12 protein-coding genes and 1 pseudogene are annotated in these 12,612 nt (G+C 42.7%); 9 read left to right on the top strand and 4 right to left on the bottom strand.

Going from position 1 to position 12,612, the window contains the following annotated elements; all coding sequences use genetic code 11:
* Positions 1-110 precede the first annotated feature (110 nt).
* A complete protein-coding gene (locus ED652_RS05525; RefSeq protein ID WP_048611711.1) occupies positions 111-353 on the top strand; it encodes a hypothetical protein in 243 nt (80 codons plus the stop codon).
* Between the two features lie 137 nt (positions 354-490).
* Here the strand turns inward: ED652_RS05525 and ED652_RS05520 are convergent, their stop codons facing one another.
* Positions 491-2,302, bottom strand: coding sequence for a PLP-dependent aspartate aminotransferase family protein (locus ED652_RS05520; protein ID WP_122053782.1), 1,812 nt, complete (start codon positions 2,300-2,302; stop codon positions 491-493).
* A gap of 142 nt (positions 2,303-2,444) precedes the next feature.
* Here ED652_RS05520 and ED652_RS05515 point away from each other — a divergent pair, with 142 nt between their 5' ends.
* Positions 2,445-2,900 carry an Lrp/AsnC family transcriptional regulator gene (locus ED652_RS05515; RefSeq protein ID WP_122053781.1) on the top strand — a complete coding sequence of 152 codons (456 nt, stop codon included), beginning with the start codon at positions 2,445-2,447 and terminating at the stop codon, positions 2,898-2,900.
* Between the two features lie 12 nt (positions 2,901-2,912).
* Here the strand turns inward: ED652_RS05515 and ED652_RS05510 are convergent, their stop codons facing one another.
* On the bottom strand, positions 2,913-3,404 hold the full coding sequence (locus ED652_RS05510) for a hypothetical protein (protein ID WP_122053797.1): 492 nt from the start codon (positions 3,402-3,404) through the stop codon (positions 2,913-2,915).
* A 619-nt stretch (positions 3,405-4,023) separates the two neighbouring features.
* Between ED652_RS05510 and ED652_RS05505 the strand changes: the two genes are divergently transcribed.
* Positions 4,024-6,186: an ATP-binding protein gene (locus ED652_RS05505; RefSeq protein WP_254051682.1), complete on the top strand. Its 2,163-nt coding sequence runs from the start codon at positions 4,024-4,026 to the stop codon at positions 6,184-6,186.
* A gap of 218 nt (positions 6,187-6,404) precedes the next feature.
* Positions 6,405-7,262: an endo alpha-1,4 polygalactosaminidase gene (locus ED652_RS05500; protein ID WP_061019252.1), complete on the top strand. Its 858-nt coding sequence runs from the start codon at positions 6,405-6,407 to the stop codon at positions 7,260-7,262.
* An 86-nt stretch (positions 7,263-7,348) separates the two neighbouring features.
* Here ED652_RS05500 and tnpA read toward each other — a convergent pair.
* Positions 7,349-7,579 (bottom strand): annotated as a pseudogene (gene tnpA, locus ED652_RS05495) (IS200/IS605 family transposase); the annotation flags it as partial.
* Positions 7,580-7,861: 282 nt separating this feature from the next.
* On the opposite strand from tnpA, the gene ED652_RS05490 reads away from it, so the two are divergent.
* From ED652_RS05490 to folM, 5 genes are all read left to right on the top strand, one after another.
* Positions 7,862-9,478, top strand: a complete 1,617-nt coding sequence (locus tag ED652_RS05490; protein WP_122053778.1) for an endonuclease — start codon at positions 7,862-7,864, stop codon at positions 9,476-9,478.
* Between the two features lie 320 nt (positions 9,479-9,798).
* A complete protein-coding gene (folK, locus tag ED652_RS05485; RefSeq protein ID WP_122053777.1) occupies positions 9,799-10,311 on the top strand; it encodes a 2-amino-4-hydroxy-6-hydroxymethyldihydropteridine diphosphokinase in 513 nt (170 codons plus the stop codon).
* 112 nt (positions 10,312-10,423) lie between these two features.
* Positions 10,424-10,801 (top strand): dihydroneopterin triphosphate 2'-epimerase, encoded by a 378-nt coding sequence (folX, locus tag ED652_RS05480; RefSeq protein ID WP_017109730.1) that lies wholly within the window; start codon positions 10,424-10,426, stop codon positions 10,799-10,801.
* 10 nt (positions 10,802-10,811) lie between these two features.
* Positions 10,812-11,450, top strand: coding sequence for a GTP cyclohydrolase I FolE (gene folE / locus ED652_RS05475; protein ID WP_122053776.1), 639 nt, complete (start codon positions 10,812-10,814; stop codon positions 11,448-11,450).
* Positions 11,447-12,163, top strand: coding sequence for a dihydromonapterin reductase (folM, locus tag ED652_RS05470; protein ID WP_122053775.1), 717 nt, complete (start codon positions 11,447-11,449; stop codon positions 12,161-12,163). Before folE ends, folM begins: the two co-directional genes overlap by 4 nt.
* A gap of 70 nt (positions 12,164-12,233) precedes the next feature.
* Here folM and ED652_RS05465 read toward each other — a convergent pair whose 3' ends face one another.
* Positions 12,234-12,590 (bottom strand): hypothetical protein, encoded by a 357-nt coding sequence (locus ED652_RS05465; RefSeq protein ID WP_122053796.1) that lies wholly within the window; start codon positions 12,588-12,590, stop codon positions 12,234-12,236.
* Positions 12,591-12,612 lie beyond the last annotated feature (22 nt).

The following is a 12,612-nucleotide window of genomic DNA, read 5'->3' as shown; positions in this document are numbered from 1 at the left end:
ATTTGCACTAGATTCTTGTAGTTAAAATGCCGTATTGTACAAACAATAAAATTATAGATACCTGAGGCCTTTGCCACAGAGACTCTCCATTTAAAGCGAAAAGACTTACTATGAATTTTGATATCAATGCACTGAAACACCACCAACTGGTCGAAGATGGTCAATTAGAAGGGTGTTACATTCATCAGCCTGTGCAAGGCAGTCAGCCAGATGACAAAGCCGTTTTAGAAGAACGCCAAGCGCTGGAAAGCCAAGGATATAAGGTGGTTCAGGTTAAAGCGAAAGGCGGAACAACAACGTTTGCCGAGGCTATGCAAGAGCTTGCGAAGAAGACAGGCCACCAGCCTAAATAGTAAGTGACTTGGTAAACCAATATGGTCACTAGGTTCTATATCGAGAAAGCACCCTACCGACTATTGAGTCACAGGGTGCTTTTTTATTTACTGCCTTTTAACTGACTGAGCTTGCTAACTTTTCTTACTGACCTAAGTTACTGAGTAAGCTGACTAAACTTCGGCAAACTTTTCACGAACCTTTGGTGTACATCCATATAAGTTTGCATATAAATTTCATCGATACTCTCACCAGTAGGGAAGCTGGATGAGAAGTCAGCGTGTTTGCGATCAATCGACAATTTGGCCGCCTCAATAATATGAGCGATAAACATTCGAGGATCTTCCAAGCCAATAGAGATACGCATTGTAGTAGGTTTGATGCCGGCTTCATTGAGTGCCTCATCGCTGAGTTCTGAATGCGTGGTCAGTGCTGGGCACAAGGCCACGGTGTTGGTTTGCCCTAAGCTCACTTGCATACCGATCGCTGGCTCAAGCATGTCGAAGAACTGTTTAAACCCATCTCGATTGATTGGTGCACGATTACCGTTTCCTTCCATATCGATGGTAAACAACGCGGCTGGTAACCCCAAATACATGTTGTTCTGGCAGTATTCATAGTTATCACTGTCTGGCAAAGCTGGACACGACACATTGATGTCTGGGTGGGCATCAAAGATCTTCGCCAGAGTCAGAGTATTAATGGTTTTTTGCACCACTCGCATCTCATACGTTTTCATGCCATTGAGCACTTCAAACGCTTTGTCTGCATCTAAGAATGCGCCTTTAATGTAATACACATTCCAAAACAGCGTTTCGTTCCATGGAATGGTGACGTCATCGCCGTTGGACTTGGTGAAAGTGACCTCCTCTCCTTTTGGAATAAACATGGTCTCGTTGCGGCCAATCACAACCCCAGCGGTTGTGGTGCCAGAACCCGCCAGTTCTTTGGTGTAGGAGTGAATCACATAATCAGGCCTTTCCATCACATCATCGCGTTTTAGTACTGGGTGAAGCAATGGCGTGCCTACTGTTGAGTCAACAATCACATCCCAGCCACGAGAGTGAGCCGCTTTACTGATGTTGGCGACATCTAACACGTAGCCATGTGGGTTACACGGTGACTCAAGGTAAACGTAGATCTTCTTACCCGCAGCGAGACGATCTGCGTATTTGTCCGCAACCTCATCAAGGCGAGCAGCAAACTCATCACCGGAGTAGCCATCCACCCACTCTACCGCGACATTTAGATTAGACGGTTTGCCAAACCAATCTTCCAACAGCTGATAAGAACCGCCATAAATATTGCGTGAGGCCAACACAATATCTTCATGTCCAAGTAAATGGCTTAACAGCCCATCAATAGCCGCCATACCGGAATTAAAGTTCCATGCGAGATATTCATTGGCTCTTGAGCCTGCCTCTAGATCAACCATGTGGTTCGCCAATGAAATCGATGTCGGGTTGAGAAGTCGAGAATAGATATCGTGCAGTGGCTCTTTACCGTTGAACGCATCTTCAATCCATTCTGTACACGCAAACAAATAGGTCGCGGTACGCGTAATCACAGGGCTAGCGGAGAATATAGCAGCGACATTATCGAAGATAGGATACGCACCTTTGGAGGCAAAATTGCCATTATTGGTGGCAATGGATTGGTAAGTGGCACGCATTGGGTTTTGTAGGTTGTCGAGGATCTTAGCGATCTGGAATGACAAAAAACGTTTGGCGTTAAACCAAGCGATTCGGTCACTCTTGTCGAGCTCTGAGAGTCCATCAACCGTCAATGCCCAAAGATCGTGAGTCTTGGTATTGGCTTTGTACAGTGTCGTCGCCAGTTCAATCAGCGTGATGCCGTAATCACTGTTTGGGTCGATACCAAAATGCTTAGCTTGCTCAATAGCAAGCGCTTCTGCTTGTTCGTGTTTGGTGGTTTTACGCAGCGGGCTAAGTTGAGTTGAAGTATTCATAGTTCCTAAGTCATTCCATGCTTGTTATTCCTCCTTTAATTTTAGTTTTGTTCAGATGTTAAAAATTGCTATTTGCGTAGTAAGACATACACTTTGAGCAATAATATTGCCGAATATAATTCGATATTGATGGAATATGCCAATGGACGAAATCGACAAAAGAATACTGGCTGAACTGCAAAGCAACGCTCGGCTGACGAATCAAGAGCTGGCCGATCGTGTGGCGCTTTCCCCCTCCCCTTGCTTGCGTCGAGTTCGAGCATTAGAGAAACAAGGGATTATTCGTGGCTATCACGCCAGTGTCGATCAAGAAGCATGTGGCCTGCCGGTTAATGTGTTTGTGTTGGTGAAGCTTGAAAAGCCGACAGAAGAGAACATGCGAGACTTTGAGATCCACATTGAAGCCATTGATGAAGTATTAGAGTGCTTTCTGATGACGGGCAATCACGACTACTTATTGCATGTAGTGAGTGAATCGCTCAAAAGCTACGAGCAGTTCATCCGTAAGCAATTAACTCGCCTACCCAATATCGCTTCTATTGAATCGAGCTTCGCGTTTGGGCAGGTAAAGACAAAAACGAAACTGCCAGTCAGGTAAGTAAAGTCGCTTTTAAGTAAGCAAAAATGGCTTTTGACCTTGTGCTTGAGTACTTTCTAATAGCTGCGCTACTTCAAGAGTTATTTGGTCTACAACCTCTTTGACAAACACGGTTCTGTCATGACCAGACAATTCTATGGCGGCTCCGAGATTGGGGATAGCCCAGTGAAGCCTGTTTGGTATGTGTGAACAAACCACGTTTACGCATTCAACAAACAAGTCACACTGCTCATTACTTATTTGGTCACATAGTGTAATCACGTAATCGAAGTTTTCATTTGTCCTTTTGTATTCAAAAACAGTTTTGCTTTCGGTCTTTATCGTTACATCAAGTAAGTTAGACAATTCGTCTAAGATAACTTTAGGGGTTGCTCCTGGCTCAAAACCACAGCAGCTAGCGCGCATCATCCCATTAGATTGCAGCTCGACAACCGCTTTAGCAATAGCAGCTCTTACGCCTTTTTTGACGCAAACAAACAGAACGTTGATAGGAGCTATATTCATATAAAAAACCTTGCACATAATTATCCTATCTCAAACATAGGTATTTGGGGTGTTTTTTTCAACAAGATAAGTACTTTATACACAAAAATTAACCGCCTAGCTCGTGGCTGCTGTCGTGCAGTGAATTTGACCTGTGATTTAAAGTTTGAGCAATACCTCAGAGAGTCCGTTAGTCGGAAATTAGAAAATGCCATCCCCATTCTGTCTAAGTATTTATTCTACGAATTTAATTAATCTGCTCTTAAAGAAGCTATCTATCCTATATTTTCCCTATAACTCCAAAAAATAACATGGAAGTCATTTAAGCATGACCAAGCTATCTTCAATTAGCCCCAAAGTGTTGCTTGTACTCTTTCTCTTGCTTACGTCTTTGACGTATGGTGGCATTTCACTTTATGTCCTCTCTAATCACAGCCAGTCAACCGTTAAGCAACTGCAAAGCGGTAACAGCCGTTTTGAGCTTGAGTCTGCCAAAATTTTTATGGAGAAATACCTCGAGGTTGCAGAAGACCGTATTATTTTGGCTTCTCAGCACCAAGGAGTTATCGACGCAGTATCGAGCTCAAATATAGAGCGCCTCTCATTTCACCTAGAAAGATTCAAAGGCCAGAATCAATCGATGCAATTTGCAGTGCGGGATCGAACTGGCCAGTTGCTGTTTGAGGATACATTTCGTCATCCGGCCTCAAAGCAAGAGCAAGCTATCTTTGATGCGATAGCGAGTGAAGAAGTCGATGATCGCATCTTGTACCTTTTGCACGATGACACCAATCATATCTGTATCAAACTATTTATTCCTCTGTATCAAGCCGTTGATTTTACAGGAGTTTTATATGGTGAAACGGCTGTTGATTATAAAGAGTTTTTTGGCACGTTTGTCACAAATAGAGAGCGTTGGTATGAACTTAGTCAAGTAAACTTCCCGATCGCTTCTCTTATTGAAGCAAATGACCTAAATAACGTTAATTCACACACATCAGTTGAGAATAAATACAATGAAGAAGACTGGTTATTGACTCAAACAGCATTGAACAGAGGAGACTTGGTGTTAACCCAGGGGGTGAGCCGCTCCTTTGTTACTGATCAGCTATTAAGCTTGCAAAAAGAACTATTAAATGGGCTTTTGATTGTTTTAGCGTTCAGCTCTATTTTGGTTTTTTTGATGGGGCAAAAATTATTCGTTAACCCCCACCGAGAATTAGAAGGGTCGAAGAAGCTACTCGAAAAATCGAACAAACGATTAGCAGAACAAGAACGTGAAAGCCACCTTCTTGCAATGGTAGTCAAAACGGCTAGAGATGGCGTTGTTATAACGGATAAGCAAGGGCGTATAGATTGGGTAAACAGTGCCTTTGAGACAATGACAGGCTTTCGCTTAGACTCAGTGAAAGGGCTAAAACCAGGCTCCTTTTTGCAAGGGGAAGACACTTGTCTTGAAACAGCACGCCGGATAGGTTCAGCTGTCCATAAAGGTAATCAAGTTAAAGCTGAAATATTGAATTACGCCATCGACAAAACGCCCTTTTGGGTCGACATTGACATCGTACCTTTGCGTAACGAGGAGGGTGACGTTGAACGTTTTATCGCGATTGAACGCGATATCACGGATTTTAAGAAGCTTGAGTCGAAATTAGAAGAACAAGTAAATAAAGCGCACCAAGCGAATGATGCAAAATCACTATTTTTGGCAACAATGAGTCATGAAATTAGAACTCCAATGAACGGCTTGCTTGGTATTCTGCAAATGCTTGTCGACGACTTAGAACATGAAGAGCAGAGAGGGGTGCTCCGATTAGCGCTAGGTTCAGGCGAGCACTTAATCGCTATTCTGAATGATATTTTAGACTTAGCCAAAATAGAAAATGACTGTTTGGAGATTGATCCGCATCCATTCAAAATGTCCGACATTACTAATCCCGTATTGAACACCTATCAAACCTTGTGCTCAGAGAAAGGTATTGGGTTTTCTTTGCTTGATGATAGCAATGCCGCCTTTTCATACTATGGAGATTCCGTTCGAATTCGACAGGTCATTCTTAATTTAGTAGGAAATGCACTCAAGTTTACTGAAAGTGGCTCAATCAACGTCACCATCAAACCTCTGGGTAAGTCTGCAATTGAGTTTGCAGTAGAAGATAGCGGTATCGGAATCCCTAATGAGAGGATAAGTTCAATCTTTAATCAATTTGAACAAGCCGATGTATCGACAACAAGAAATTATGGTGGCACGGGGCTAGGGTTAGCGATTTGTCATAAGCTTGTAACTATGATGAACGGCAAGCTTAATGTGAAAAGTGAACTGGGTATAGGAAGCCACTTCAGCTTTGTTATCGACCTACCAACGGTTGCGTCTGAGGATAAGAACAGTTTAACAACGCAAGAAGTCGATCTGACTCCATTTAAGGTTCTAGTGACAGATGACAATAAGATGAACCGTATCATCGCCAACGGATTTTTAGATAAATTAAACATTGAGTGCATTACCTGTGACAATGGTTATGATGCTTTAACACATATAGAAACGGGTCACTTCAACCTGGCGATTATTGATAACCACATGCCGAAAATGACTGGTTTGGAGACAGTTAGGAAAATACGACAAGCTGGACATGATGACCTTGTTATCTTTGGCTGGACTGCCGATATCATGCAAACATCTACCCAAGCTTTCATTGAAGCAGGCGCAAATGAAGTGTTAACTAAACCGCTGATTAAGTCAGACTTAGTGGACGCACTTTCTCGTTACCTCAACCAAATAAAAAAGGTAAATAGAGCAAGCTAGCCGTCGTTTGCTCTGTATTATTTATGCAATATAAATAGCACTACCTTTTATCTACATTTCATAGCCTCTAAGTCGCAAACTTAAAGCCATCTCCCTCCCCCCTCGTTTAAGGTTTATTAATACTTTTTCTTGGCAACAAATCACCCAATAGAAAAACAATTATTGATGCAGATTAATTTATAAAATACATTCACCAAATCAATCAAATGGAGAGAAGCGTGAAATACTTATTAGTTACTCTTTGTGCTGTCATTCTTTCTGGCTGTAATTCGAGTGATGATGGAGAACCGTCTAATAATTCAAACTCTCGAGTTATTCTTGAACCGAATGTAGCCCCTATTTCAGCCGGTTCTTGGTATCGCCCCCCTGTTTCAGTCACATGGCAATGGCAGTTAGAAGGCAATTTAAACACCTCTTACTCTGTTGCTCTCTATGATGTAGACCTTTTTGATACGAGAAATACGACAATACAAAATTTACAACAATCAGGAATAAAAGTGGTGTGTTACTTTTCAGCCGGATCTTATGAGAATTACCGAGATGATAAAGACCTCTTCTTGCCAAACACGCTTGGAAATACGCTTGATGGCTGGGCTGATGAGCGCTGGCTTGATATTCGTTCGGATAACGTTCATTCAATCATGAAAAAACGTCTGGATATTGCCAAGAACAAAGGTTGTGATGGTGTTGAGCCTGATAACATGGATGGGTACACCAATAAATCTGGGTTCAATCTGACGTCTCAAGATCAGCTCGCATACAATCGATTTATTGCAAACGAGGCGCATAAAAGAGGCCTTGCGGTTGGATTAAAGAATGACCTTGACCAAATAAGTGAACTGGTCGAGTACTTTGACTTTGCTGTTAACGAACAATGTTTTGAGTACAGCGAATGTGATGCACTGCTGCCTTTTATTAATCACGGCAAGCCCGTTTTAACAGCTGAATACTTAGATAAGTATGTCAACAGCTCTAGTGAGAGAGAAGCAATATGCCAAGAATCTCGGGACAACCAATTTAGTACCCTAATCTTGCCCCTTGATTTAAACGATAGTTTTAGGTTTAGCTGTTTGTAAGGCGTCCAATAATCATCAAATAAAATATCCGCCTTCTTAGAAGGCGGTTTTGCTTTATAACCCCCTAGAAGGGGGCGTCCACGCTATCAGTTCTTCAATAACTGCAGTTGTTGTTCATACTCTATGTCCTGTTTATCTTGGTGTCGTACATATCGTCGAATGGCTTCTCCATTCACACCGACCGTATCGACAAAATACCCTCTAGCCCAAAAGTGATTTCCCCATAGTTTCTTACGTATATGTGGAAATTTATTGAAAAATCTAATTGATGTGCGGCCCTTTAAAACACCTAACAAACTCGAGAGCGATAACTTGGGTATTTCTTCAGGCTATAGTAGAGGTTACATTTACTGTAGGCAGGGCTTGTGGATAAATGTTTATTTTGGGTTCATCTTGGCTTTCCCCTGAAAGCCAAGATGAACTTTTTTTCAATAATCTAGCGTTAAAAGCATTAGACAGGTTGACACCACACTGCTTTACATCACATATATTAATAAAAGTAATGCTGCTTACATTTATAAATGTGATGTTTATCTCCATTCATCTTTTGATTACTTTCTAAGCTTAGTTGATTTTTATCCAATTAAACAGAAGGTTATATGATAAATAGAATAATAACACTAAGTGGCGTTGCATTACTTTGTTCAGCGAGTGCGCATGCGCAAATGCAAAATGGAAGTTTCGAAAGTTGGGAAGGAAATGTACCATCTGGATGGAGTGTGATTGACTCCGGCATTGCAGTTTCACCCTCTAGCGTTCCTGTTAATAACGGCAGTTTCTCTGCACAAGTAACAGTGAATACAAGTACTCAAAGTAATACCGATTTTCTTCAAACGATACGTGTTGAACAAGGGAAAACTTATGATTTCTCTGTCGATGTTTACCACACGGAAGGCAACGTGAAAGCTCGCCTTTTTGTTGATGGCTATTTAGGTTACTCGAATAATGGTTTAACGAATCAGTGGCAAGCATTGACTCACTCGTACAGTGCTACGAGCACCAAAGATATTGTTGTGGGCGTACGATTTTATGATAATGCCGGTTTTGATGGTTCGGAAGTGGTGTATTTAGATAACTTTCAGCCTACGGAGGCTCCACCAACACAAAGCTGCAATGACACAAGTGCCGCACTCACGCTCGTGACGGATAACTATGGCTCTGAAACCAGTTGGTCTCTCAAAAACTCAGTTTCTCAAACTCTTTATTCTGGTTCGGACTATAAAAGTAACACCATCAATGAAGTGGAAATGTGTTTAGCAGATGGTAGCTACACCCTAGAAGTATCAGACTCTTATGGAGATGGAATGTGTTGCAGTGTGGGGGATGGTTCATACAGTTTGTCGGTAAACGGAATCGTTGTGGCATCTGGTGGTGATTTCCAAGCAAGTCAGAGTACAGAGTTTACGATTGGTGGCTCAACTACACCACCGACTGAACCACCAGTGTTAGGTGAGTATTACAAAGACGCTGAAGGCAAAGTGGGCTTTGCGTTAAAAACGGCCTTATATCAAATTATTGATAATCATAGTAGTCAGGGTTACACCGCTATTTGGACACTAGTGTCTGAGGCGGACCTAGACGCATACTATGACACTGATGGGTCGATTCTCGATATGTATTCGGAGAAACCTTCAGGCTCAGATTCAATCCAATTTACTAAGGTGGTCGATCAATGTGGTCAATACAGCAAAGAAGGTGATTGCTACAACCGTGAGCACTCATTCCCGAAAAGCTGGTTTGGTGGGAAAGTCGAGCCAATGAACTCTGACGGTCACCATTTATTTGCCACTGACGGCTACGTTAACTCGAAACGTAGTAATTGGCCATTTGGTGAAGTAAGTAGTGCGGCATACACATCAAGCAATGGTTCTAAGTTAGGCAGTGCAACGAACTCTCTTGGTTATGTCGGTACGGTTTTTGAGCCAATTGATGAGTTTAAAGGTGATTTCGCAAGAGCATATTTCTACATGGCAACACGCTATGAAGATGAAATCGCTAATTGGGAAGGGAACTCTACAAGCTCCGATGCTGTTCTGGATGGGACCAATACAACCGTTTTTGAACCTTGGCTACTTACTATGCTAAAGCGTTGGCATTCTGAAGATCCAGTAAGCCAAAAAGAAATCGACCGAAATAAGGCGGTACATGATTTCCAAGGGAATCGTAATCCGTTTATTGACCATCCAGAATTTGTAAGCCAAATCTGGGGAAATTAATCGGAATATACCCCCCATGACAATGGTTTCATGATTATTGAATTGAGCCCAATCCTTTGTTTGGGCTTTTTCATTTACCTTTAGCTTTCTAGTAAATGCAAATTTAGGGGGAAGCTGTAGTTCATTTATGCCCAGAACCTTCGTAGGCTGAGTTTTTACTCGTGGCACTTTCTAGCTCACAAGTTCCCTTTGTTCTGACTCAAAACAGGCAAAATTTGCGGCAGAACCGTATTTTCTTTTCTCTTCCTACCTCTAAGAAGATACGTAGCTGATCTTCATCGCGAGTTGGACGTATAGGCTCCTTAAAAGGAAGGAAAACTATGGCCAACGTCTATGTCAGCATCGGAAGCAACATTAACCGCGAACACCACATCACAGAATCTCTCAAAGCATTGAATGACCGCTTTGCACCGCTTCACATTTCTAATTTCTACGATTGCGAGCCTGTCGGTTTCGAAGGGGACAACTTCCTAAACCTTGTCGTTGGGTTTGAATGTGACCTCCCTGTCGCAGAGCTGGTTAAGGTTCTGCATCAAATCGAATCAGAGAACGATCGCAAGCGTCAGACCAAAGCCTATGCTTCACGCACGATGGATATCGACATCCTTCTTTATGGTAATCAAGTCGGCGTTATCGATGGTGTAGAGCTGCCTAGAGGCGAAATCACCGAATACGCATTTGTGCTCAGACCGTTAGTCGATGTTGCCGCGCAAGAACACCACCCCACTCTAGACATCTCATATCAACAGCTCTGGGAAAGCTTCGATCAGTTGAGCCAGAAAACCGAACCCATCCCTTTCGAGCTCAGTTTCACTCAGCCTTTCCATGACTGAGACAAGAACGGCTGCAAAATGAACGACTGAACTCTTAATCACCTGAGCTTTATTGATCTTTTTTTAAAACAAGCACGTAACTGACTTCACTTTCTAAGGATTGGACACTGTTATGAATCACAACGCCATTATCACAATTACAAACCTCAGACTAAGAACCTTCATCGGCTTCAACGAAGAAGAAAAGTCTAAGCAGCAAGACATTGTTATCAACGCAGAAATCCACTACCCCGCTAACAACCTTTGCCTATCTGATGATGTGGACAACGCGCTTAACTACAAAAACATCTGCAAGAAGATCATTCAACATGTCGAATCCGGAAGGTTTCTACTTTTGGAAAAATTGACCAGCGACGTACTCGGCATCTGTATCGATCATCCATGGGTGAAATACGCTCAAGTGAGAATCGACAAGCCTCATGCGCTACGTTTTGCCGACTCTGTTTCGCTCACTCTGAGCTATGAAGCAGACAGCGACAATAATTCATAAGGAGTGCGTCATGCTGAATACAGAAGCCGAAAAAGTAAGAGAAGCTTTGCTCGCAAGAGGACTTGAAACTCCAATGACACCGAGTGAAATGAATCCCAACCAGAAGTACAACCGCATCAAAGGACTTTTGACGGAAGTTGTCAGTACGCTTGGGCTGGATTTAACCGATGACAGCCTTGCTGAAACACCCCATCGCATCGCAAAGATGTACGTACATGAGATATTTTCAGGGCTAGATTACGATAACTTTCCGAAAATCAGTGTTATAGAAAATAAAATGTCGGTTGATGAAATGGTTAAGGTATCGGATATCGACTTAACATCTACGTGCGAACATCACTTCATTACTATTGATGGTTTAGCGGAAGTCGCCTACATCCCTGAAAACAAGATTCTTGGGCTGTCTAAAATCAACCGTATCGTTCGGTTCTTTGCTCAGCGTCCTCAGGTACAAGAACGCCTTACACAACAAATCCTAGTCGCGATACAGACTCTCGTTGAAACAGAAAACGTGGCCGTGACGATTAAAGCGACGCACTATTGTGTTAAATCCAGAGGCGTGATGGATGCTAATTCTGAAACCTCAACGACCGCTCTCGGTGGTATTTTCAAAACTAACCGTCAAACCAGAGCTGAGTTTTTACGATGAGTGAAACGATCCTGATAACCGGCGTGGGAAAGCGACTCGGATTCGCACTGGCGCAGCAACTTTTAGCGGATGGATACAAAGTGGTTGGCACCTACCGCAGCGACTATCCTCAACTGCAACTGTTGCGCGACAGTGGAGCCGACTTGCAGCAAGTAGACTTTTATCAACAAAGCAGCTTAGAGGGCTTTCTTGATTATGTTGGTCAAGAATATAAGACACTTCGAGCCGTCATACACAACGCTTCAGACTGGAAGCCTGAGAACAAAAACAAGCCCAGTGACAATGCATCCCAAATCATGCACCAGATGATGACGATTCACGCTACCGTGCCTTACCTGTTCAATTTAACACTCAAAGACCAATTGATGTCTGGCGATGAAACTTCAGACATCATCCACATCAGTGATTATGTTGCGGAAAAAGGCAGTAAAAAACACATCGCTTACGCAGCCAGTAAAGCTGCGCTCAACAACCTAACGCTATCGTTTTCAGCGATGCTGGCTCCCAAGGTCAAAGTAAATACCCTCTCTCCAGCCATGATCAAGTTTAATGAACATGACGATGAGGCATACAAAACCAAAGCGCTGAAGAAAGCTCTGATTCCCTCAGAAGCGGGCTTTGAGGAAATAATAGATGGCATCAAGTTCGTGTTGGCCAGTAATTACATGACAGGAAGAACTTTGCACCTTGATGGCGGCAGACATTTGAAGTGATGGTCTTACATTGTCTGCGACCTAAACGGCTGCTATATAGCGAATGCAGTTGACTAGAAACAGCTATAACCTAGAAACTGCTATAAGAATGAGGAAGACGATTTTCTTCATCCCAGCCTGATAACTCAATATTGATTAGTGATTTACGCTTCTCATTACACAGTGAAGCGATATTGATGATAGGCAACTGGCTGCGAAACTGCGCGGTAAGTATGACCTTTTTACTTTTACTCAGGCTGTCTCGGCATTGCGCCAAAACCGCTCCAGTATCTAGCTGATGTGTGTTCTCGATAATCTGGATATCAGCGTTCTCTTGATAACAATCTATCAGCCAAGATACGGCAGCTGCTTCTGAGCTAGTGAGTACGATGACATCTTTTGTTGCCATAAGCTCGTGGAGTTCAAGCTCTTTTAGTTCAGTTTCCATAATTAGGGCGTGTTGATCTTTC

The organism is Vibrio sp. Evd11 (assembly GCF_900382755.1).
Taxonomy (GTDB): Bacteria; Pseudomonadota; Gammaproteobacteria; order Enterobacterales; family Vibrionaceae; genus Vibrio; species Vibrio lentus.
The sequence above is the reverse complement of the archived record's forward strand: the minus strand, read 5'-3'. Positions and strand labels throughout refer to the sequence as shown.

What these genes read in the sequence shown, in the direction of transcription:
- folM (WP_122053775.1), top strand. Translation starts at nt 11,447, where the DNA reads ATGAGTGAAACGATCCTGATAACCGGCGTGGGAAAGCGACTCGGATTC.
- folX (WP_017109730.1), top strand. Translation starts at nt 10,424, where the DNA reads ATGAATCACAACGCCATTATCACAATTACAAACCTCAGACTAAGAACC.
- folK (WP_122053777.1), top strand. Translation starts at nt 9,799, where the DNA reads ATGGCCAACGTCTATGTCAGCATCGGAAGCAACATTAACCGCGAACAC.
- ED652_RS05490 (WP_122053778.1), top strand. Translation starts at nt 7,862, where the DNA reads ATGATAAATAGAATAATAACACTAAGTGGCGTTGCATTACTTTGTTCA.
- ED652_RS05465 (WP_122053796.1), bottom strand. Translation starts at nt 12,590, where the DNA reads ATGGAAACTGAACTAAAAGAGCTTGAACTCCACGAGCTTATGGCAACA.
- ED652_RS05515 (WP_122053781.1), top strand. Translation starts at nt 2,445, where the DNA reads ATGGACGAAATCGACAAAAGAATACTGGCTGAACTGCAAAGCAACGCT.
- folE (WP_122053776.1), top strand. Translation starts at nt 10,812, where the DNA reads ATGCTGAATACAGAAGCCGAAAAAGTAAGAGAAGCTTTGCTCGCAAGA.
- ED652_RS05505 (WP_254051682.1), top strand. Translation starts at nt 4,024, where the DNA reads ATGCAATTTGCAGTGCGGGATCGAACTGGCCAGTTGCTGTTTGAGGAT.
- ED652_RS05525 (WP_048611711.1), top strand. Translation starts at nt 111, where the DNA reads ATGAATTTTGATATCAATGCACTGAAACACCACCAACTGGTCGAAGAT.
- ED652_RS05520 (WP_122053782.1), bottom strand. Translation starts at nt 2,302, where the DNA reads ATGAATACTTCAACTCAACTTAGCCCGCTGCGTAAAACCACCAAACAC.
- ED652_RS05510 (WP_122053797.1), bottom strand. Translation starts at nt 3,404, where the DNA reads ATGAATATAGCTCCTATCAACGTTCTGTTTGTTTGCGTCAAAAAAGGC.